Here is a 20,968-nt window from a genome sequence, read left to right as displayed (position 1 = left end):
CGGGCAAACGAAAGAGGGATGGCCTTGGCCATCCCTCTTTTCATTGCAGCGCCCCTGACTCAGATCTTGGGGGTGAAGGGGGTGAGGGCGGCCAGGGGGGCGGCGTCCTCATGCTCTTGGATCGCCTCACCGTGCTTGAAGATCTTGAAGCCCTCGCCGCGCACGCTCCAGTACTCGACTGTCTCGCCGCCGCTCTCGCCGCTGATCTGCAGCAGGCTGGCTTCGCGCAGGGCCACCACGAACTCGCTCGGGTTGATGGCGCAGAACTCGGCGAGCCGCTCGTCCCGGGTCTCCCCCATGTGGCCACTGATGCTGGCGTCCAGATAGTGGGGATTGATCTGCAGCGGGAACAGGCCCAGCGCCGGCAGCACGGCGGCGCTGCACACCGGCATGTCGTTGGTGGTGCGTATGCTCGGAGTCGCCACGTTGCAGCCTGCGCTCCAGCCCACATAGGGCACGCCCCGTTCGCGCACGGCGCGTTGTATGGGCACCACCAGGCCGTATTCGTGCAGCAGCTGGTTCAGGCGCCAGGTGTTGCCGCCGCTGATGAAGATGGCGTCTGCCTGATTGATGGCCGCCACGGGATCGTCGAACTGGTGGATGCTGATGGTCTCCACCCCCAGGCTCTCGGTGAGATCCTGGGCGCGGGCATCCCAGTCGCTGCGGATCACCGCATAGGGTATGAGCAGGATGCGCTTGACCTGTTTGCGGGCGAGCAGGGTCTGCACCCGGTCGCGGGCCCAGCCGAGCAGGCCCGGGTGTTCTGTGGTTTTGCCGTTGCTAAGCAGAAGCAGTTCCATGATGTCTCCTCGAAATAATGCGCAGGACCTCGGTCTGTCCTGATAAAGGGAAGGGGCTACTCTACCCCCAAGACGGTACCAAGTGTGTGATCTCGCCGCGTTTTGTGTCCCGGGGTTGTGGTTTGCCCATGGCGTGGGCGAGTCAGGGCTGCCCGTTGACCGCCGCATAGAGCAGCATCAGCTCGGCCAGTGAGCCCGCCTCGAGGCGCTTCATCAGGCTGGCGCGGCACACCTCGACGGTGCGCACCGAGATGCAGAGATCCTGCGCTATCTGCTGGTTCTTGTGACCCCGGGCGATGAGCTGCAACAGCTGGTGCTCGCGGGGGGTGAGCCGCTGATAGGCGGCCAGTTGGGCGAAACGGGTGGCCGCACTCTGCGTCGCCTGTTCGGCCCGCGCCATGGCGGCGAGCAGAGGGGCAAGCTGCACCGGCTTTTGCAAGAAATCCACCGCCCCCTGCTTGAGGGACTCCACCGCCAGGGGCACCTCCCCGTGGCCGGTGAGAAACAGGATGGCGATGGGGCTCTGGGCCGCCTTCAGCCGCTGCTGCACCTCGGGGCCCGACAGCCCCGGCATGCGGCAATCCAGGATGAGGCAGGCGGGCAGGCGCAGATCGACCTCGGCCAGGAAGCGCTCGCCGTCGGCAAAGCAGTGCAGCGGCCGCTCGTCGCAGCTCTCCAGCATGAAACGCAGGGAGTCGAGCACGGCCTGGTCGTCATCGACCAGATAGAGGGGAGGGCGGTCAGTGGACTGCATATCAGCTCCTTGGATTGAGAGGGGACGCGGCCCCAAGCCGCTGCCGAGGGGCGGGCAGGGTCACCCGGGCCAGGCAGCCATGGGGGCTCAGGTTGCTCAAGGCGAGCTGGCCGCGATGACACTCGACCACGTCCCGGCAGATGGCGAGCCCCAGCCCCATGCCATCGTCCTTGTCGCTGTGAAACGCCTGCTGCAGCCAGGCCTCTGGCATCCTCAGGCCGGGGCCGTTGTCGCGGATCTCCAGGACCAATAGCTCCGCCTCGAAGGTGACAAGCAGCTCGACCCGGCCCGGCTCAGCCCTTTGCGCCGCTGGGCCGTCCGTTCGGGCCGCGCTCTCGGCGCCATTCTTGATGAGGTTCATCAGCAACTGCTCCACCCCGGTGCCATCCAGGGGGAGCAGGCGCGGCTGCCCCTGCCAGCGCAGGGTGAAGGTGACACCGAGGGGTGCCAGCATCTGACCGAGCAGGGGTTGCAGCCCCTCCACCAGGGCGACCAGGTCAGTGGGCCCGGCTTGGCGGGGGCGCTTCTGCAGCCGGGATCTCAGCCGGTTGACGGTCTGGGTGATGCGCTGGACTTGCAGACCGATCTGCTCCAGGGCCTGGCGCAGGGGTTCCTGGGAGGGATCCTGCCCCTGCCTCGCCAGGCGCAGCAGGGCACCCTGGCTGTAGTTGGCGATGGCGGTGAGAGGCTGGTTGATCTCGTGGGCCACGTTGGCGCCGAGTTCACCGAGTTCGGCGAGGCGTCTGGCCTGCTCGAGCTGGCGCCCCTTCTCCTCGAGTTGCTGGCGGGTGGCGAGCAGTCGGCGCTGGCTGCGGTTGAACAGCCGTTGCAGCAGCAGGTGGTGACCGCCGAGCAGCAGCACCAGCGCCAGGGCGCCCCAGCCCCACTGCTGATGCTGGCGCAGCCAGTGCCAGGCCGATTGCCACCAGGGGCCCTGCAGGGGGTGGCGATCCAGCGCCTTGAGCAGGCGGTCGATGGCGAGCTGGCTGGTGGGCACTGTCCAGCCCGCCGAATCGGCGGCCATGGCCGCCTCGCTGTGTGCGGGCAGGTCGAACAGCGCTCGCGTCACCGCCAGGGCGAGCGCAGGGGAGGCCTGCTCCGTCTGGGCGAAGGCCCAGTTCGGGTAGAGCCTGGTCGAGCTCTGGCAGCCAAAGCCCGCCGGTGCCTGGTTGTCCAGCACCCGAAAATCCGAGGCGGTGACCTTGCCCTCCCGCACCATGCGCTCCAGCTGGCAGACCGGCACTATGGCGGCGGCGACGTCCCCTGCCGCCAGCTGCTCGATGAGCCTGTCCAGCGGGAAGCCGGTGAAGCGCACGGCGGAGAAGAAGTGCTCCAGCCTGATCCCCTGCTCGTCTGCCTCGAAGCGGTAGGCGAGGTAGCCGCCGAAGGCGTTTTCCGACACGGCGGCGACCGGCTGCCCCTCGAGATCCTGCCAGTGCAGGTAGGGGGCATGGGCGCGTACCACCAGGGCGGCGCCTATGGCGAGGTTGTCACCCCCCGCCGGGCTCTTGAGGGTGGCGAGCCAGGCCAGTGGATACTGGCGCGCCAGGCTCACCGACTGGCCCGGGTTGGTGATGACAAAGTCGAGCCTGCTTTGCGCGACGGCCTCGGCCAGCGCATCGAGCTCCAGGGGCACCAGCGCGAAGCGCCGCGCTGGCACGCGCTCGTCCAGCCACGCCATCAGCGGCTGCCACTGTGCCCTGGCCAGTGCCGGGCCGCGGGTCGCCAGCACCCCTATGCGGACCGGCTCGCTCCGGGCCAGCGCCGACTCTGCCTGGGGCGGCACAGATCCTGCCAGGGCGGGGGCGAGCCAGAGCCAGAGCAACAGGGTCGGCAGGGAGTTGCGGGCGGGCGATGAGGGGGCGTGACGGAACAGGGCGCTCTCCTTGGGCGGCTGATGGGGAGGCCAGTCTATCACCGGGGCGATGTGCTGGGCCGCCCTGGCGCCGTGATGGGCGACGAATGGGGCTTTGGTCACAGTTTGGCTGTTATGGGGCCGGTTTTATTGCGCTGGATCAACCCGGCTCCCGGTATGTGGAAAACCACAATAGAGGCGACTTCCTGCGTTGCGGACAATCGGCCCAACCCCCTTTCGGGGAAGCCAGCTCAGCAGAAGGAAAGACGCCATGGAGCTTAGCAAGCGCCGATTGTTATCCGGGATCGCCGCCCTCACCGCAGGGGTGGCCCTGATCCCCGTGACTCAGGCCCAGTCCGTCCCCGTTCCCCGCAATGGGCGGGCGGCCATCAGTCGCGGGGACGGGCGCAAGCGCTACGGCATGCTGATCGACTTGCGCCGCTGCGTCGGTTGCCAGGCCTGCACCGTGGCCTGCACCATGGAAAACCAGCCTCCCCTCGGCCAGTTTCGCACCACGGTGAGCCAGTACGAGGTGAGCGACGTGGCGGCCCTCGAGGCTCCCGCCTCCCTCTTGATGCTGCCGAGGTTGTGCAACCACTGCGCCGAGCCCGCCTGCCTCGATGTCTGCCCCACGGGGGCCACCTTCCAGCGCGACGACGGCATCGTCGTGGTCAACAACGACTGGTGCGTCGGCTGCGGCTACTGCGTGCAGGCCTGCCCCTATGACGCCCGCTTCATCAACCACGAGACCAACACCGCCGACAAGTGCACCTTCTGCGCCCACCGGCTGGAGGCGGGACTCTTGCCCGCCTGCGTGGAGAGCTGCGTCGGCGAGGCGCGCATCATAGGGGACTTAAGCGACCCGAAAAGCCGGATCAGCCGGCTGCTGCGGGAATACGAGCCCGCCATCAAGGTGCTCAAGCCCGAGGCCCATACCCAGCCGCGGGTCTTCTATCTCGGGATGGACGAGGCCTTCGTCAGCAAGATCGACGGCCATCCGCCGCAGCGCACCCTGCTCGGCGACGACGGCAAGGAGATAGCCCATGACCATTCATGAACTGCTGGCCCCGGATCAACCCATCACCTGGCTGCCCTGGGCGGTGCAATATTTCTTCCTCATCGGCCTCGCCTACGGTGCCCTCTGGCTCGGCGCCTTTGATCTGTGGCGCAAGGCGCAGGACCCGCGGCTGCAGACCCTGGCCGCCGTGCTGATGGTGGCAGCTGGCCTGGTGGCCCCCATCGCCCTGACCGCGGATCTGCACCAGCCGGCCCGGGCCTGGCACTTCTACGCCCAGACCCGCTTCACCTCCATCATGTGGTATGGCGCCTACCTGCTGCCCCTGTTCAGCCTGATCTCCATGCTGCTCGGCTGGCTGCTGCTCAGGCCCGCCCTGGCCAGGCGCGGCGAGGAGCATGACAGGGTGGCCGCCCTGGCGCGGTTGCTCTGCCTGGGATCCTGGTCCGGCGATGCGTGGCTGAGGCCCCTTGCGGTGGTGGCTGCCTTGAGCGGTCTCAGCATCGCCCTCTACACCGGGCTCGAGACCATGGCGGTGCAGGCACGCCCGCTCTGGCATACCCCCTGGTTGCCCTGGCTGCTGGCGCTGAGCGCCCTGCTGGCGGCCCAGAGCGCCCTGCTGCTGCTCAATCGCCTGCTGGCTGGCTGGCAGCAGGCGATTGAGGCGGGGCTGCTGCGCCAGATCCGCCCGACCCTGGCACTGCTCGCCCTCTCCCTGCTGGGCTGGGCCCTGTCTGGCGGCGCCTCGGCGGCTGAGGCGAGTGCCCTCTATCGGCTGGATCCCAGCTGGCGGCTGGCGGCCCACTGGCTGCTGCTGACCCTGGGGCTGCTCGGCCTGCTGCTGCTGGCTGGAGCAAGACTCTCCCCCCGCCTGCAAACCTGGGGCCTGGGGCTGCTGGCACTGCACCTGGTGTGGGGCCTGCGCTGGCTGGTGCTCATCCAGGGGCAGCTGGTCCCGAAATACGGTGCCGGGGTCTATCTCTACGACATCGCCTGGGGACCGGCCGGGGTGCTCGGCATCCTCGGCACCTTCGGCCTGCTGCTGGTCCTGCTGGTGGCGCTCTCCGAGCTGGTGCGCGCTCCGGCTCTGCCATCCGTCACCACTTCCTCTGCCACCCAGGCAGCCAACCCCCATTCCACTCGCGAGGCACTCTGATGGATCACAGCAAACGCAAGTTTCTCAAAGGGGCCGCCATCGCCGGGGGCACAGGGCTCTTCGTGGCCGGTTACAGCGACACCCTCAAGCAGGTGGCAAGCGGCCTGGCCACCGGCAGCTCCGGCAAGCCGACCCGGGATCCCATTCACGGCAACTCGCTCGCCGTGGAGTACAGGGTCGATGGGCAGGGGGAGCTTCATCCCAACCCGGATCAGCGCCTCGCCAACACCATGTGCCTCGGCTGCTGGACCCTGTGCGGGGTGCGGGCCCGCATCGACAACGAGAGCGACAGGATAGTGCGCATCCTGGGCAACCCCTATCACCCCCTCTCGGCCCTGCATCACATCGACTTCAAGACGCCGATCAAGCAGGCGCTGCTCGCGACCAGCGGCTATCAGGAAGGGGGGCTGGAGGGGCGCTCCACCGCCTGCGCCCGGGGCAACGCCATGCTGGAGCAGCTCGACAGCCCCCACAGGGTCACCCGCTGCCTCAAGCGAGTCGGCCCCCGCGGCAGCGGCCGCTGGCAGAGCATCCCGTTCGAGCAGCTGATCGAGGAGGTGGTGGAGGGGGGTGACCTGTTCGGGGAGGGGAAAGTGGAGGGGCTCAGAGCCATCCGCAACCTCGCCGAGCCGCTGGACCCGGCGAACCCGGAATATGGCCCCAGGGCCAACCAACTGCTGGTGAGCAACGCCTCGGACGAGGGGCGCGACGCCTTCATCAAGCGCTTCACCTTCAACAGCTTCGGCACCCGCAATTTCGCGAACCACGGCGCCTACTGCGGCCTGTCGTTCCGGGTCGGGGCCGGCGCCCTGCTGGACGATCTGGAGAAGAACGCCCACCTCAAGCCTGACTGGGACGAGAGCGACTTCCTGCTGTTCATGGGCACCTCCCCCCAGCAGTCCGGCAACCCCTTCAAACGCCAGTCCCGCCAGCTGGCGGCGGGGCGGGCGCGGCAGGACAAGCCGTTCTCCTACGTGGTGGTGGCCCCCAGCCTGCCGAACACGGTGAACCTGCCGTCCGCCCCCGCCAACCGCTGGCTGCCCATCCGGCCCGCCACGGACTCGGCCCTGGCCATGGCCATGCTGCGCTGGATCATCGACAACGAGCGCTACGCCGAGCCCTTCCTGGCAGCACCCCATGCCGCTGCTGCCGAGCGGGCCGGCTATCGCGGCTTTTGCAACGCCAGCCATCTGGTTGTCTGCGACGAGTCCCACCCCCGCTTCGGCCAGATGCTGCACGCCAGCGATCTGGGGCTGCCTTATGGCGGTGAGCCCTATGGCGAGGGGGATGCGGTGCTGGTGGTCGAGGAGGGGAGCGACGAGCCGAGACCCGCAGGCCAGTGTGAGCGGGCCCGGCTCTGGGTGGATCGCCCCATTCAGAGCCCCAAGGGGGAGTTCACGGTCAAGAGCAGCTTCCAGCTGCTGGCCGAGGCGAGCCGGGAGCACTCTCTCGAGCAATACAGCGCCGAGTGCGCCGTGCCGGTGGACGACATCGTCGAGCTGGCGCGGGAGTTCACCAGCCACGGCACCCGGGCGGCGGTGATCACCCATGGCGGCACCATGAGCGCCAACGGCTTCTATTCGGCCTGGGCCATCATGATGCTCAACGCCATGATAGGGAACCTCAACGCCCGGGGCGGCGCCGTGGCGAGCGGCGGCAAGTTCGACCCCTTCGGGGCCGGGCCGCGCTACGATCTGGCGAGCTTCCCCGGCATGGTCAAACCCGCCGGGGTCTTCCTGTCGCGCTCCAAGTTCCCCTACGAGCAGACCTCGGAATATCGCCGCAAGAAAGAGGCGGGGCAGAACCCCTATCCGGCCCACGAGCCCTGGTTCCCACTCTCCGGCCCCCTGCTCGGCGAGCACCTGACCGCGGCGGTGAGCGGTTATCCCTATCGCGCCAAGGCCTGGATCAACCACATGGGCAACCCCCTCTACGGTCAGGCGGGGCTCAGCCATGCCATAGGCGAGCAGCTCAAGGACCCGGGCGTGCTGCCGCTCTTTGTCAGCATCGACAGCTTCATCAACGAATCCTCGGCGCTGTCGGATTACATAGTGCCTGACACCCTGACCTACGAGTCCTGGGGCTGGGCCACCGCCTGGCACGGGGTCATGACCAAGGTCTCCACCGGCCGCTGGCCCGTGGTGGAGCCAAGAGTCGCCAAGACAGCCTCGGGGGATCCGGTCTGCATGGAGTCCTTCTTCATCGCCGTGGCGACGCGCCTGGGGTTGCCGGGCTTTGGCGAGGGGGCCCTGAAGGGGGCGGATGGCAAGCTGCACGCCCTGAACAAGGCGGCGGACTTCTCCCTCTACGGGGCGGCCAACGTGGCCTATCTCGGCGAGCCTGTGCCTCCCATCGGGTCTGAGGATCTCGCCTGGTCCGGGGTGGAACGCATCATGCCGGTGCTGAACGCCACCCTGAGTGCGGAGGAGGCGGGCCGCGCCGCCTACCTCTTCGCCCGCGGTGGGCGCTTCGAGCCGGTGGCCAAGGGACGCGATGAGTCGGGTCAGCCGAGCAAGCGCTGGCCCAAGCCGTTGATGCTGTGGAACCCGGCGGTGGGTAGCCGGCGCCACAGCCAGAGCGGCCAATACTTGAGCGGCACCCCGCGCTTCTTCCGCCCCCAGCTCGCGGATGGCACGCCGCTCAACGAGGCGTTCAAGCCGGCCCAGTGGCCCCTGCTGCTGACCAGCTACAAGTCCCACACCATGAGCTCCATGAGCATAGGCTCGGATCGCCTGCGTCAGGTGCACCCCAGCAACGGGGTGCGGCTCAATGCGCAGACGGCGGCGCGCCTTGGCATAGTGAGCGGGGACAGGGTGCGGGTCAGCACCCCCAATGGCAGCGTGATCGGGCTGGCGGAGTGCGTGGCCGGGGTGCAGGAAGATGCCATCGCCATCGAGCACGGCTTCGGTCACAAGGAGCTGGGGGCGAGGGCGCATTGGGTCGACGGTAAGGAGGTGGTGGCCAGTGCCCTGCGCGGCGCCGGGGTGAACCTCAACGATCTGGCGGTGCTGGATCCCAGTCGCCACGGCCGCTACCCCCTGGTGGACTGGGCCATCGGCTCCTCGGCGCGCCAGGGCTTGCCGGCCCGGGTGGAGAAGCTGGTGTAGCGCCAGAGGCAAAAATAAAAAGCGGGGCCATCATGGCCCCGCTTTTCATTGCGTGATCCTGAACATCACTGGTCCAGTTCGAAGTCCACCCACACCAGGCGGTGATCCGAGCTGACCCCCTTGGCGATGCCGCGCTGTGCGTCATACACCAGGTGGTAGCCCGGCTCGAAGCTGGCGGGCCAGAACACCCCAGAGGCGATGGCATTGAGGTTGGCTGAGGGGATCAGGTGATCGAGCTGCAGGCCGCTGCTGCTGGTGATGCGCTCCGGGGTGGTGCGGTTGTTGTTGCGCTTGCACAGGTCCGGCTGGCTGGCGAGGCACTCGGGGCCCCCCTGGCTCACCGGGATCAGGGCGCCGTTGGTGACCGCCTGATTGACCAGCACATGGTTGTGCAAGTCCTGGATGGCACTGAGATCCCCATCGCCTGCTTGCGGATCGGCGTTGAGATCCCCGGCGATGACGAAGCGGGCACCCTGTGGCAGGCCGCCCGCCTTGCCGGCGTCGTCCACCATGTAGCTGGCGCTCTCCACATAGTCCTGCCAGAAGGCGACCTCGGCCCTGTTGTGCTTGACGTTGTGGCGCGCCGCATTGCCAAAGATGGGGGGCGTCGGGTGGGAGATGAGGAAGTGGATCACCTCCTCCTTGTTGCCGCGCTTGATGCGCACCGGCACGTCCGCGTGGTTCTTGGAGGAGAGCGGGAACTGCGCCCAGGCGGCGTCGTCATACCAGGGTTCGCCGCACTGGCGACCCGCCGGGATCGGCGCCCTGGGGTTGTTGCAGTCGTCGATGACGGGGTTCGTCTCGCCCGGCATGTCCTTCCACTTGAATTTTTGGAAGGTGCGGATCTGCTTGGTATCGATGGGATACTTCGACATCAGGGCGAAGGCGTACTGGCCGTGGTAGTTGCCAAAGCCCCAGGCGTCGTCCGGCCCGCTGTTGCGCTTGCCATCCAGATTGAGGTCATAGCCGCTCATCAGCCCTGTGTTGGTGGCGAAATTCTGCATCACAGGGTAGCTGATGGCCTGCACCTCGCCGTGCTGGGCATGGGCCAGGTAGTTGTCGTTGAAGGCCTTGAGATCGGCTGTGCTCTCACCCTTGCCGTCGTTGTCGAACTCGTTGAGCAGGAAGACGTCCGGCCGGGTGCGCTGCACTATCTCGGCGATATTGCGGATCTGCTGCACGTCGAGGGCTCTGGTCTTCTCTGCGCCGCTCAAGGTGCCGTCGGCGAGGCGGGCCAGCAGTGCGTCCTGGGCGGAGCGGTCCAGCGCCAGTTCGCCGGAGAGCATGCCGGGGGCGGTGCGATCGAAGGAGAGGTTGAAGGTAGCGAAGCGAACCATGGGATCGGGGGCCTTGGAGTCATTGTTGCTGTGACAGCCTGCCATCAATCCGAGGGAAATGGCAGCGGCGAGCAGGGTCTTGTGGCTATTTTTCATTGTAATATTCCGTAGCATCAACAGGTTATGCCAGGGCGCCGAAGAGGCCCAGGCGGGCCCATTATAGAGATGCAGATCTGAAACGGGCTCTGAATGAGCCAAAGTGTGAGTCCATTCACAGCCTGAAGAAGAGGAGGGCGGCGGGACGAGCCGGCAGCCTGGCCCTGACAGCTGGGTGCTGGCCCGGGCCTGCGCCGTTCTGGATAAGCGCGAGGGCAAGAGGAGCGCGGTTGACCCTCTGGTCCCGGGTGCCTAGGACCAGCGGGAGAGGGGGGAGGGCATGGCGTAGGCGTAACCCTGCTGATAGTCGCAGCCGAGGCGGTTCGCTATCTCGACATGGGTCTGGGTCTCCACCCCTTCGCACACCACGGCCATGCCGAGTCGCTGCAGGTAGGCCACCAGACCCACCAGCATCTTGAAGGCGTGAGCGGTGCGCGCCGCCTGCAGCAGCAGGGATCGGTCCAGCTTGACGACCTCGTAGGGCAGGGCCATCAGGCGCTGAAAGTTGCACTCCAGAGAGCCGAAGTCATCGCAGGCGATGTGGGCGCCATGGGCGCGCAGCACCTCAATCAGCTCCCTGTAGCGGCTCTCCAGCCGGGCGTATTCCAGCACCTCGAACCAGATGTCGATCCCCAGCTTGCGGGCCTGGAGCAGCACCAGCAACAGCAGGTTGCGATAGGTGGGGCTGGAGAGCGCCGGATTGAGGTTGATGGAGAGCGTATAGGGGCCTTTTTGCGCGAGCACGGGCAGGTCGCGCATGATGGCCCTGAGCATGACGATATCCAGGTGCAGGGACTCGTCCTGGCTGAGGGAGGCAAAATCGATGCCTTTGTAACACTGGGCCACCGGATCCCAGCGTCTGGCCAGCGCCTCATACCCCTTGACCTGACGGTCCCGACCTATGATCGGCTGGTAAAAGGGAACGGCGACATCCGCCATGGCCATCGTTGCCATGGCACTCATCGGATACTCTTCTTTGAACGCAAACATGGCACTCACCTGATAGACGAATATGGCTGCGCATAATACAGGGCGCAGTCATCCAGCCGATGTAGGAATTGTCTGATAATGAGCCTGCCACCTGAAATTCAATATAGGACTATTCCGATTAACATCCCCCTGCGTGCTGCATAAACTGGCCACAGTGATATTGAAACGGCTCGTTAATAGCTTGTTCAAGAGAAGAAATAGCGTCGTAATGTCGCAATAAAATCAGTCTGGAATAAAGATGAGAAACATATTTTTTATCTTGTTGCTGATACTCAGTGGCAATGTAATGGCATCGGCCGAAATCAGCATAGGCACCCTTTATGACTATATGCCCGGTCAGCAGGGCACTTATTTGAAACGGATCAGAAATCAGGGCGACATCACCGCCTTCGTCAAGGTGGCCATTCACGAAATCACCTATGACGGCACCGGCCAGCCCCGTGAGTCGGCGGAGCTGACCGAAGGCAACAGGGCCCTGATCGCCAGCCCTTCGCGCCTGATCATCCCGGCCAAGGGGGTGCAGGCTACCCGCTTGCTCTATATGGGGGCGCGGGACAAGGAGCGCTATTTCAGGGTTCGCTTTATTCCCGTGCTGCCCAGGAAAGAGGATGGATTCGATATGGATGACCAGAGTATTGATGGTCAGCAACAAGTCTCTGCCGGCGTAAATATATTGACCGGATTCGGCGCCATTATTTTTGTCATGCCGAAAGAGACTCGCTTTGATACGAAATTGATAGAGACCGACACCATGACCACAGTCGTGAATAACGGCAATGCCACCATAGTGCTGGACTTTTTCGAGGAGTGTGATGGACGTGCAAAAAACTGTTCAACACCAGGAAAAATTCATCTGTTGCCGAACATGAAGAAGCAACTTTTGAAACAGAAAGATCACCTCTATCGCTTTGTGCTGATTGAGGGTGACCAGAGTAGAAACATGGTGATTGGACACTGATGTTTCTTGTTTATGACCGAGGAGAGAGTAATGAAAGTATGGATTGTTGCGCCCCTGGCGATGCTGGTATCGGCCCATCTGATGGCGGCAGAACGCATTGAACATCAGGTCACAGTGACCGCCCAGATCCCGAGCGAGGCCTTCTATGTGCAGCCGACCGGTGGTGACAACTGGATGAGCACGCCGCAGAAGCTGGCCTACAACCCCTACACCAAGAAGCTGGACACGCTGAGCAAGCAGCTGGATGCCAAGAGCACCATAGGCGCCATCACCGGCTACCTGACCAACCCGGCCGTGATGGCCAGCGGCAACGACAACATTCCCCTGACCGTCAAGGTGGGTGGTGTCGCCCTGTCGACCACCTCCGTCGAGGTGATGAAGGCAGAGGATGCCAAGACCGGCAAGTTGCTGGGACTGGAAGTGATCCCCGCCGACGCCCCTGTGGCCGGCTATCAGCCCGGCAATTATCAGGGTGTGGTGAACATGATGTTTGAATCGGAAGCGCCCAAAAAGCCCTAAGCAAATGACGGCGATTAAGTTCGGCTCCCTGTATCGGGGGAGCCTTTTTTGTTTGCGCTGATGCCAAGAGTGAGATGACCCGTGCCCTATTTCTCTTTCCTGCTGGCGCTGGCCCTGCTGGTCCAGCCTGCCTGGGCGACTGAGGGTCGCGCCACCCAGCCCCTCGATGTGTTGCAACAAGCCCAGGACTTGCCTGATGGCTTTGCCGATCACTTCTTCGACGTCCCGCTGGCGGTGCGCATCCTGGTGGATGGGCAACTGCTGGGGGAGGGCGAGATAGTGCTGGGCAAAGACACCAGCGTGCAACTGCTGACCCTGACCGACGGCCACGAGAGTGAGCTGGACGAGCGCACACGCCAGCGCTGGGTCGAGGTGCTGGCCGTGCCTCACCGTCTGGGCCCGTGCCAGGGCGAGTGCGCCAATGGCGTGCTGGCCCTGGAGTACAGCCTGGAAAACTCCCAGCTCTCGGTGCTGACTACCCGGGTGGAGAGCGGATCACAGCAGGTCCGCTACCACCACTTGCCTGCCGCGGGCAGCTATGGCGCCCTGATGCGCCATCAGCTGAACCTGACCCTGGGGGAGGAAGAGCAGCGCAGCGGCCGCTACAACCTGACGGCCCAGGGTAGCCTCGGCCAGTGGACCCCCTTGCTGGAAGGGGAGCTGAGCCAGTTTTCCGGCCAGCCTGCCCAGCACCATGTGCAGCAGCTCTATGCCGAGCATGAGGGGGAGGGGCGCTTCTACCGGCTGGGCTATTTCTCCCCCTATGCCCAGGGGCTGGTGCGCCAGCCTGCCCAGTTTGGCGGCGGTACGCCGACCGTGCTCGGGGTCATGCTGGGGGATTCGGACACCCTGCTGGTGGAGCAGGGCAAGGCCAGCACAGTCCCGCTCTATGTCACCCCGAGTCGGCCCGGCATGGTCGAGATCTACAAGGATGGCTTGCTCATCAACTCCCAGCAGGTGGGCTCGGGGCTGCAGGCCCTGGATACCCGGGTGCTGCCCACCGGCATCTACGAGGTGGAGCTGCGGGTGCTGGAAGATGGCCAGGTCACAGAGCGGCGGCGGGAGATGATCTACAAGCCGGGCAACTGGCAAAACCCGGAGGAGACCTGGCGCTTCAACCTGTTTCTGGGCCAGCAGACCCGGCTGCTCAGCGACTGGGAAGAGAAGCGCCCCGAGAGCACGAGTGGCGGCGTCATGCTCAACCACCTGCTCACCCCCTCGGTGATCCTGGGGGCGTCCAGCCAGTACATAGACCAGGGCTGGCAGCATGGTCTTTCGGCGGACTGGAGCCCGGGCAACCAGTGGCGGCTGTTTGGCAACCTGATGGCGACCCAGGGGCTGGGTACCGGCTTCGATCTGCAGGCGCTCTATCACTATGGGGATGGCAGCCTGGTGCTCAGTCATCAGCAGCAGCGCTATCAGGGGCTGCGGGAGGGGGAGGCGCGTGACCTTGCCCAGAGCAACCTGTCGTTGCAGCAGCGACTCGATGAGCATCACTCCGCCAACCTCTATCTGGCGCACCGGGAGGGGCAGGGGCTGGGGGCCGATCTGGGCTGGCGTTACAACGGCGAGTTGCTCGGCCAGGGGGTGAGCTGGAACCTGACGGTGTTCGACCGCCCGGGCAGCATCAGCACCGACAATGCGCGGGACAGGGGCGGTATGCTCTCCCTGAGCATGAACCTGGGGGGAGAGCGCAGCCAGCTTGCCATCGGCCTTGGCAGCCGGACCTCCCGCTCCGGCGGGCAAGAGCGCAACGCCTCCCTCGGCTACCAGCAGTGGTTGGAGTGGGGCGCCTTGCAGAGTGTCGGGGCCAACCTGACCACAGACAGCTATGGGGTCGGGATGGCGGGCCATGCCCGCTTTCTGGGGGCGCTCGCCAGTGGCGACGCCCACCTGCTCTCTTCTTCCTACAACCGGGCCTTGAGTGGCGGGCTCAATCTCGACAGCACCCTGGCCTTTGGCGATGAGGGCAGCCTGATCCTGACCGGTCAATCCCAGGGGTATGAGGCGGGCATGATAGTGGATCTGGAGTCCGACCTTCCCGAGCTTGCCCTGCGCGCGGATGACGATCAGGGGGGGAATGTGGTGCTGCGCCCCGGCCGCAATCTGGTGCCCGTCACCGCCTATCGCGGCGGCGCCGTGCAGCTGGACATGGCGGGCGCCGAGTCGCCATCGGTGACCATCCGCCCCAACCTGTTGCCCTATCACCTCAACAAGGGGGGAGTCGCCTATCACAGGGTGCGGGTGATGAAGACGGTGACAGTGATAGGTCGCCTGCTGGATGGGCAGGGGACACCGCTCAAGGGAGCCATGGTGGTCAACCACGCGGGGCGTACCGTCAGTGAGGCCGATGGTTTCTTTGCGGTAGAGATGAGCGAGCGAAACCCCAGCTTGCAGGTGGAATTCCATGGGGCACAGCAGTGCGACCTGGCGCTGGATACGGCCCGTACCGAGCGCCAGCAGGATCTGTTGTTGCTGGGGGATCTGGTGTGCAGCCCCGAAATCTGGGCCAGCCAATAGGCCCTCGAACAGGAGTCGATAATGAGAGTGCAGATGATGCGTTGTGGTTGGTGGCTGGCCCTGTTGATCGGCTGGTCCGCCCAGGGCGCCACCCTGAATGTGACGGCGGAATATAACCCGGCGACCTATGAGGCGGGGGGAGCCAAGTTTATCAACACCACCCCCTGTGCCCAGTTCCCTGACGCAGCGAGCTTCTGGTGCAGTACCACGGCTACAGTCGATACACCCCAGGCAGTACGCTTCGATACAAGCATCACTCGAACGGTGAAAGCGGGCGGCGACAGCCGGGAGGGATTGCACTATCTCGGTTTCCCGGGCGCCCGTGACGTGACCCTGGTCAAGCAGGGCGGAGGCACATCCTACACCCTCAAATTTATCGTGACCGCAATCGGATCTCAGATGGACCTTGATTCATTGCCAGCATATGTAAGTGTTCCAGAAAATGGTAATTGCATTTACTCCTATCCACAGAGCCGTTCTAAATCTCTACTTGTTTTCCGTCAGGTCAAGGAGTCCGCCAGCGCATCCGGTGGTCGCTGCCATGGCCAAAGTGCGGGTTCGGTGGGCAAGGATCTCAATATCAGTTCGATTTACCTAGGGTATAAATTGAAAGCCCCCAATCCACTGGAGATGGAAAATGGGACCTATACCGGCAAGCTGACATTATCCATGGGGCATAATCAGGACTTCGACTTCGGGGCCGGTACCTATAAGGATACCCAGCTGACCGTGAATTTCACCATCCAGGTGCGCCATCAGATCAAGATTGATTTTCCGGCCGGCGGGAATCGCGTCGTCTTGCAGCCCCCGGGAGGATGGTTTCACTGGATTTATCGTACCCCGGATTATCTGGATGCCGTGCTGCCGGCGCGCTTCTGGGTCGCTGTGCCTTATCATGCCAGCCTGAGCTGCCAATATCTGAATGCACAGGGGGATGGTTGTCAGATAAAGAGCGACAAGAATGACCATAAAGTACCTGTCAAGGTGTATGGCACCGGCATCCGAAATAAAGAATGGCCTCTCTATGCAGGAAAGAAAGACCTGTATGCTTATCATAAAATATTGGCCGATAGTAATAGGCCATTCAGGTTTGTCGTGGAAAAGAAATCCGTGCAAGAGATGATGAAATATCCGGGCAGTACCTATAAAGGCGATGTCACCATCATCATCGATGTGGCCATCAATTAACCCTTATTACAGTCCCATCTCTTTTGCATAGTGAAACAGGGCGCTATCGCTTTGCAGGCCGAGCCGCAGCATGGCGCTCTTTTTCTGGGTGCTGATGGTCTTGACGCTGCGATTGAGGTACTCCGCCACTTGGGTGACCGACATGCCGCTGGCCAGCAGGCGCACCACTTCGTTCTCTCTGGGGGTGAGCTGCACCGCGGGGGGGTGGTGAAGCAATCCGGCCTCGGCCAGCACGGTGTTGACCGAGTTGCCAATGTAGTGCCGGCCTGTCTTTATCTGGCGAATGGCGTCCGTCAACTCATTGAGCACGGCCTTCTTGAGAATGATCCCGCTCACCCCTGATTGAATCAGCGACTGCAAGATCCCGGCGTTGTGTATCTGGGTCAGCACTATGATGGGCAACTCGGGATATTCCCGTCGCAACTGCTGGATCATGGCCAGACCATCGCAGCGTTCATCCCCCGGCATGCTGAAATCGGTGATCAGCAAATCGCAGCTATGTTGCTGCAATGTTTTCAATAATTCAGAAACTTGATGGGCCTCGGCAACAATATCGCAACCGATGTGACTCTGGGTAATAAGGCTGCGGATCCCGGCCAGTATCAATGGATGATCATCGGCGAGAATGATTTTTAAAGACATGATTGAGCCTCATATAAATCAATGAATAATATTTGGGGTGTTAAACATGTGGATTATATAATACTTTGTGCGCCGATTTTTTCCGAGCAATAAAATGAAACATGTTTTCCAGCTTGCTGACAGGGTGAGGTGTTACCCATCTATTTTATTTAGACTTGCCATGCTAGCGCTGCTATTTAATTTCATCCTATATTGCCACTCTGCTATTGCCACCAGCAAGCCCCCTTTGAAAGTGATAAAGGTGGGGGTGCTGAAAGGCGGCTGGGGGCCATTTCAACAATGGGATGGAAATAATGGCAGCGGCTTCAGTGTGGAGCTGATGGCCTTATTGGCCAGGAATCTTGATTATCGCATCGAGTGGAAAGCCTATACGGACTGGCGTCATCTATACAAGGCGAGCTGTCGCGGTGATGTCGATGTTTTGCTGGATGCCTTTCGCGCCGACGAGCGCAAGTGTATCTCTTATAGCCGCCCCTATTATTCCTCCCCGACCGTGGTAGTGGTTCGCCACGACAGCCCCCTGTTTAGGGATGTCAGCGGCCTGAGCCAGGCTAGGATCGCCGTCGAGATCGGGTTTCTGACGGAGAAGCTGGTCCGGCTGCACTATCCGTCGGTCTCCCGCATCCTGTTTTCCGATTCGAGCTCTGCCCTGCGCGCCGTGCTGGAGGGGAAGGCTGATGCCTACATTGGCAACCTGCATGTCACCAACGAGTTCATCGGGCAGCACCCTGAGCTGGCCGTGGTGGCCCAGTCCCCCCTCTTGATGGAGAGCCTCCATCTGGGAGTGAGCAGGCATAAACCCAGCCTGGGGGTGCGGCTCGACACCGCCATCCAGGCCCTGACGGTGGAGGAGCGCACCGAGCTTGAACGGCGCTGGTTGGGAAATAATCGCCCTATTTTTCAGGGATATAACCGTTTCTTGCTGCGACCGGATGAGCGGGAGTGGCTCGCTCAGTTGCCCCCGCTCAGAGTCGGCCTGCTCGAGGGCTGGGCGCCCTTCTCGTTTTTGGACAGCCAGGGACGGGTAAGCGGGCTCATCGACGACTACCTCGGCCTGTTCAAGGAGAAACTGGGCCTGGCCTATCGCCATCGAACGGACCCAAGCCGCTCGGCCCTGTTGCAGGCGCAGATCCACCAGGAGGTGGATCTGATAGTGCTGCCCCGTCGCGTCAGCCAGCGGCTCACCGGCTGGCAGGTGAGCCAGCCTATCGCCTCCTTCCCCATTGTCATCGCCACGGCCCGTGGCAGCAACAGCATAGGGGGGGTTGCCGAGCTGGCGGGCAAGCAGCTGATCGTGACCGATCGCATGCTGGTGGCCGAGCTGAAGGCACGTATCCCCCATGTCATGGTCACTGTGGTGTCCGGCCCTGAGGAGGGGCTGGTCAGGGTGGCCGCCGGTCGTGGGGATGCTTATCTCGGCAACCTGGCAGTGCTCTCCCGGCTGATTGATGAGCGCTTCGGCGACACCCTGCACATAGCCGCCCCGACTCCGTTTCGGGACGAACTGGTGGTGGCGGTGCGGGAATCCTATGCCCCCCTGCTGCCCCTGATCAACCGGGTGCTGGCGAGCATGAGCGACAAGGAGAAACAGCAGATCCGCAATACCTGGCTGGCCTTGAACTACAGCGAAGGGATCCCGTGGCAGAAGCTGCTGCGCACCCTGATCCCCATCGGGGCCGGAGTCCTGCTCGCCATCCTCATCCTCAGCATCGCCTACTGGCGTCTGCACCGGGAGATACGGCGTCGCCGCGAGGTGGAGGCGGCACTCGCCCATGCCAAGGCGCTGGCGGAGCGGGCTGCCAGCAAGAAGGCCGAGTTTCTGGCGACCATGAGCCACGAGATCCGCACCCCCATGAACGGCATCCTCGGCATGGCGGAGCAGTTGAGTTTTACCCCGCTGGATCTCGAGCAGCGCCAGATGGTCGCCATCATCAACCAGGGGGCTGAGGGGCTGCTGCAGCTCATCGGCAATGTGCTGGATTACGCCAAACTGGATGCGGGCAAGATGCAGCTGGCACCTACCTCCTTCCTGCTGCGGGAGCTGGCCGACAATGTGCTCACCATGATCAGCAGCGAGGTGGATCGCAAGGGGCTGCAGATCTATTTGCGGGTGGATGATGAAGTGGGGGCGCGCTTCAACGGGGATGTACTCAGGCTCAAGCAAATCTTGTTCAATCTGGTGAGTAATGCGGTCAAGTTCACCGAGCGTGGTTTTATCGAGCTGTCGATAAGCCAGGAGTGGCAGAGTGCCGGTGAACAGCGGCTGCTGTTCGGGGTGCAGGACACCGGCATCGGCATGAGTGCCGAGGTGCAGGCCCGCATCTTCAATGCGTTTGAACAGGCCGACGGTGCCACTACCCGTAATCATGGCGGCACCGGGCTTGGGCTCAGCATCAGCCATACCCTGGCGGAGTTGATGGGAGGAACGCTCAGACTGGAGAGTGCCCCCGGGGTGGGGACCTTCATCGGCCTCTCAGTCACCCTGGTGCTCGAACGGCAGAAGGAGTGCGATCCTCTGCTCGCCGGATTGCGTGCCTTCCTGGCCGTGGACGATGAGAGGTTGCGTCATACCCTGCGCCAGCACCTGTTGTCACTGGGGGTGCAGATGTGGGAGGAACCGGGAGGGGCCGATCTCGTCTTCGGCGAGGCGCGTGATCTGCCGGACAACGGCATCTGCGTCGCCCCCCTTGGCAATGTGCTGGGCTATCAGCGGCGAGACGGGGCCTACTGGCTCAACAGCAATCCCCTGACCTGGCAGGCGGTGCGGGAGGTCTGTCATCGTCATCTCGCCCTGGGCGAGACGGCCACCTTGCCTGCCGCTTCGCCTCTGACAAAGGCCTCCCTGCCGCTGCCCGCTCGCGTGCTGGTGGTGGAAGACAATCCCCTCAACCAGACCCTGATCCGGCGTCAGCTCAGGCAGCTGGATCTGGGGTGCGATCTGGCGGAACATGGCGGGCAGGCACTCCTCATGCTGGAGCAGCAGCCATATGAGCTCATCCTGTGCGACTGCCAGATGCCGGTGATAGATGGCTACGACTTTACCCGCAGGGTGCGCGCCACCCGGGACCTGGCCTCCCTTCCCATCATCGCCATGACCGCCAATGTGATGCCGGAACAGGCGCAGCGTTGTCTGGCCGCCGGGATGAACGATGTGTTGGGCAAGCCGGTACTGCTGGAGGGGCTGCGCAGCATGCTGATGAAATGGCACCTGCTGCCGTCCCCCGGTCTGCTGGATGTGGCCGCGTTGCAGCGTCTGTTCGGGACGGGTGAACCTTTCGCGCAGATGCTGCGCCAGTTTTGCGAGGAGCTGGCGCAATCCCTGGCACAGGTGCAGGAGGACGACAAGGGGTTGGCAGACTGGGTGCATCGCCAGGCGGGCACCATCTCCATGATGATGGTCGAGGATCTGGCGCAGCAGGCCTGGCATCTGGAGGAGAAAATACGTCGGCAGGGGGCGAGGGCGTGCGAAGCCGAACTGAGGGAATTCAGGGCGCTGCTGGGGCAGATCCTCGATGAACTGAGGGCTATCCTCCTTCGCGCCTGAGGCGGCCTCAGCGGGCCGCCATGGCCTGCTGGGTTTGCTGGCTCGGAACCGCGTGCATGGCCTGGGCCAGCCACTCCCAGTCGAGCTTGGGGGAGCCGGCCTTGAAGCGCTGGTAGGCCTGGCCTTGCGCAACGGTCAGGAACAGGGTGCTCGGCAGGCCGAGGCGGTTGAGATAGCGCACCATGACGTCACCCTGATAATGGCGCAGTCGTTGTTGCAGCTCGGGCAGCGTCAGCCCTTGCTCACGGCCCCTTTCATCCCAGATTTCAAACATATGAGGGCGATCCTTGCGACTCGAGGCTTCTACTGTTTCGAAAAAGCGGGGGCAGGGCAATTGTCAGATCTGACAGTGCCAAATGGAATCTTTCCAGAAAAGCGAAAACCCGGCGCCAGGCCGGGTTTTCTGAAGGATGGTGGAGGGAGAAGGATTCGAACCTTCGAAGGCAGAGCCGTCAGATTTACAGTCTGATCCCTTTGGCCGCTCGGG

The 20,968-nt window shown here is 63.5% G+C and carries 15 protein-coding genes; 8 read left to right on the top strand and 7 right to left on the bottom strand.

Going from position 1 to position 20,968, the window contains the following annotated elements:
* Positions 1 to 59: 59 nt before the first annotated feature.
* The 3 genes from pepE to AC3WR3_RS15415 all read right to left on the bottom strand — a co-directional run bounded on the left by pepE (position 60) and on the right by AC3WR3_RS15415 (position 3,391).
* Positions 60 to 800 (bottom strand): dipeptidase PepE, encoded by a 741-nt coding sequence (gene pepE, locus AC3WR3_RS15425; protein WP_492292243.1) that lies wholly within the window; start codon positions 798 to 800, stop codon positions 60 to 62.
* 142 nt (positions 801 to 942) lie between these two features.
* Positions 943 to 1,554, bottom strand: a complete 612-nt coding sequence (locus AC3WR3_RS15420) for a response regulator transcription factor (RefSeq protein ID WP_492292242.1) — start codon at positions 1,552 to 1,554, stop codon at positions 943 to 945.
* A 1-nt stretch (position 1,555) separates the two neighbouring features.
* Positions 1,556 to 3,391, bottom strand: coding sequence for a sensor histidine kinase (locus AC3WR3_RS15415; RefSeq protein ID WP_492292295.1), 1,836 nt, complete (start codon positions 3,389 to 3,391; stop codon positions 1,556 to 1,558).
* 289 nt (positions 3,392 to 3,680) lie between these two features.
* On the opposite strand from AC3WR3_RS15415, the gene dsrO reads away from it, so the two are divergent.
* From dsrO to AC3WR3_RS15400, 3 genes are read left to right on the top strand one after another with little or no spacing between them, the layout of a single operon-like run.
* Positions 3,681 to 4,466 carry a sulfate reduction electron transfer complex DsrMKJOP subunit DsrO gene (gene dsrO / locus AC3WR3_RS15410; protein WP_492292241.1) on the top strand — a complete coding sequence of 262 codons (786 nt, stop codon included), beginning with the start codon at positions 3,681 to 3,683 and terminating at the stop codon, positions 4,464 to 4,466.
* Positions 4,453 to 5,580: an NrfD/PsrC family molybdoenzyme membrane anchor subunit gene (nrfD, locus tag AC3WR3_RS15405; protein ID WP_492292240.1), complete on the top strand. Its 1,128-nt coding sequence runs from the start codon at positions 4,453 to 4,455 to the stop codon at positions 5,578 to 5,580. Before dsrO ends, nrfD begins: the two co-directional genes overlap by 14 nt.
* Positions 5,580 to 8,687, top strand: coding sequence for a tetrathionate reductase subunit A (locus AC3WR3_RS15400; RefSeq protein WP_492292239.1), 3,108 nt, complete (start codon positions 5,580 to 5,582; stop codon positions 8,685 to 8,687). The genes nrfD and AC3WR3_RS15400 overlap by 1 nt, the downstream gene beginning before the upstream one ends.
* Positions 8,688 to 8,752: 65 nt before the next feature.
* Here the strand turns inward: AC3WR3_RS15400 and AC3WR3_RS15395 are convergent, their stop codons facing one another.
* Together AC3WR3_RS15395 and AC3WR3_RS15390 are read right to left on the bottom strand one after the other, a co-directional pair.
* Positions 8,753 to 10,120, bottom strand: coding sequence for an endonuclease/exonuclease/phosphatase family protein (locus AC3WR3_RS15395; protein ID WP_202047049.1), 1,368 nt, complete (start codon positions 10,118 to 10,120; stop codon positions 8,753 to 8,755).
* A 252-nt stretch (positions 10,121 to 10,372) separates the two neighbouring features.
* Positions 10,373 to 11,110: an EAL domain-containing protein gene (locus tag AC3WR3_RS15390; protein WP_202047048.1), complete on the bottom strand. Its 738-nt coding sequence runs from the start codon at positions 11,108 to 11,110 to the stop codon at positions 10,373 to 10,375.
* A 238-nt stretch (positions 11,111 to 11,348) separates the two neighbouring features.
* Here AC3WR3_RS15390 and AC3WR3_RS15385 point away from each other — a divergent pair, with 238 nt between their 5' ends.
* From AC3WR3_RS15385 to AC3WR3_RS15370, 4 genes are all read left to right on the top strand, one after another.
* Positions 11,349 to 12,068 carry a hypothetical protein gene (locus AC3WR3_RS15385; RefSeq protein ID WP_492292238.1) on the top strand — a complete coding sequence of 240 codons (720 nt, stop codon included), beginning with the start codon at positions 11,349 to 11,351 and terminating at the stop codon, positions 12,066 to 12,068.
* Between the two features lie 30 nt (positions 12,069 to 12,098).
* Positions 12,099 to 12,587 (top strand): CS1 type fimbrial major subunit, encoded by a 489-nt coding sequence (locus AC3WR3_RS15380; RefSeq protein WP_202047046.1) that lies wholly within the window; start codon positions 12,099 to 12,101, stop codon positions 12,585 to 12,587.
* An 81-nt stretch (positions 12,588 to 12,668) separates the two neighbouring features.
* Entirely contained in the window at positions 12,669 to 15,107 is a 2,439-nt protein-coding gene (locus AC3WR3_RS15375; protein WP_492292237.1) for a fimbrial biogenesis outer membrane usher protein, read from the top strand.
* Positions 15,108 to 15,128: 21 nt separating this feature from the next.
* Positions 15,129 to 16,295 carry a hypothetical protein gene (locus AC3WR3_RS15370; protein ID WP_492292236.1) on the top strand — a complete coding sequence of 389 codons (1,167 nt, stop codon included), beginning with the start codon at positions 15,129 to 15,131 and terminating at the stop codon, positions 16,293 to 16,295.
* Between the two features lie 6 nt (positions 16,296 to 16,301).
* Here AC3WR3_RS15370 and AC3WR3_RS15365 read toward each other — a convergent pair whose 3' ends face one another.
* Entirely contained in the window at positions 16,302 to 16,937 is a 636-nt protein-coding gene (locus tag AC3WR3_RS15365) for a response regulator (protein ID WP_202047043.1), read from the bottom strand.
* A 94-nt stretch (positions 16,938 to 17,031) separates the two neighbouring features.
* On the opposite strand from AC3WR3_RS15365, the gene AC3WR3_RS15360 reads away from it, so the two are divergent.
* Positions 17,032 to 20,481, top strand: coding sequence for an ATP-binding protein (locus AC3WR3_RS15360; protein ID WP_492292235.1), 3,450 nt, complete (start codon positions 17,032 to 17,034; stop codon positions 20,479 to 20,481).
* Between the two features lie 7 nt (positions 20,482 to 20,488).
* Here AC3WR3_RS15360 and AC3WR3_RS15355 read toward each other — a convergent pair whose 3' ends face one another.
* Positions 20,489 to 20,755, bottom strand: a complete 267-nt coding sequence (locus AC3WR3_RS15355; protein WP_492292234.1) for a hypothetical protein — start codon at positions 20,753 to 20,755, stop codon at positions 20,489 to 20,491.
* Between the last annotated feature and the right edge of the window lie 213 nt (positions 20,756 to 20,968).

It is taken from the genome of Aeromonas sp. EU05-FHT14A05 (assembly GCF_058791175.1).
Note: the sequence above shows the minus strand (reverse complement) of the source record. Positions and strands in the feature narration are given on the sequence as shown.

Excerpts from the sequence above, each read along its gene's own strand:
- AC3WR3_RS15420 (WP_492292242.1), bottom strand. The coding sequence starts at position 1,554 with ATGCAGTCCACTGACCGCCCTCCCCTCTATCTGGTCGATGACGACCAG.
- AC3WR3_RS15370 (WP_492292236.1), top strand. The coding sequence starts at position 15,129 with ATGAGAGTGCAGATGATGCGTTGTGGTTGGTGGCTGGCCCTGTTGATC.
- pepE (WP_492292243.1), bottom strand. The coding sequence starts at position 800 with ATGGAACTGCTTCTGCTTAGCAACGGCAAAACCACAGAACACCCGGGC.
- nrfD (WP_492292240.1), top strand. The coding sequence starts at position 4,453 with ATGACCATTCATGAACTGCTGGCCCCGGATCAACCCATCACCTGGCTG.
- AC3WR3_RS15355 (WP_492292234.1), bottom strand. The coding sequence starts at position 20,755 with ATGTTTGAAATCTGGGATGAAAGGGGCCGTGAGCAAGGGCTGACGCTG.
- dsrO (WP_492292241.1), top strand. The coding sequence starts at position 3,681 with ATGGAGCTTAGCAAGCGCCGATTGTTATCCGGGATCGCCGCCCTCACC.
- AC3WR3_RS15385 (WP_492292238.1), top strand. The coding sequence starts at position 11,349 with ATGAGAAACATATTTTTTATCTTGTTGCTGATACTCAGTGGCAATGTA.
- AC3WR3_RS15390 (WP_202047048.1), bottom strand. The coding sequence starts at position 11,110 with ATGTTTGCGTTCAAAGAAGAGTATCCGATGAGTGCCATGGCAACGATG.
- AC3WR3_RS15365 (WP_202047043.1), bottom strand. The coding sequence starts at position 16,937 with ATGTCTTTAAAAATCATTCTCGCCGATGATCATCCATTGATACTGGCC.
- AC3WR3_RS15380 (WP_202047046.1), top strand. The coding sequence starts at position 12,099 with ATGAAAGTATGGATTGTTGCGCCCCTGGCGATGCTGGTATCGGCCCAT.
- AC3WR3_RS15360 (WP_492292235.1), top strand. The coding sequence starts at position 17,032 with ATGAAACATGTTTTCCAGCTTGCTGACAGGGTGAGGTGTTACCCATCT.
- AC3WR3_RS15395 (WP_202047049.1), bottom strand. The coding sequence starts at position 10,120 with ATGAAAAATAGCCACAAGACCCTGCTCGCCGCTGCCATTTCCCTCGGA.
- AC3WR3_RS15400 (WP_492292239.1), top strand. The coding sequence starts at position 5,580 with ATGGATCACAGCAAACGCAAGTTTCTCAAAGGGGCCGCCATCGCCGGG.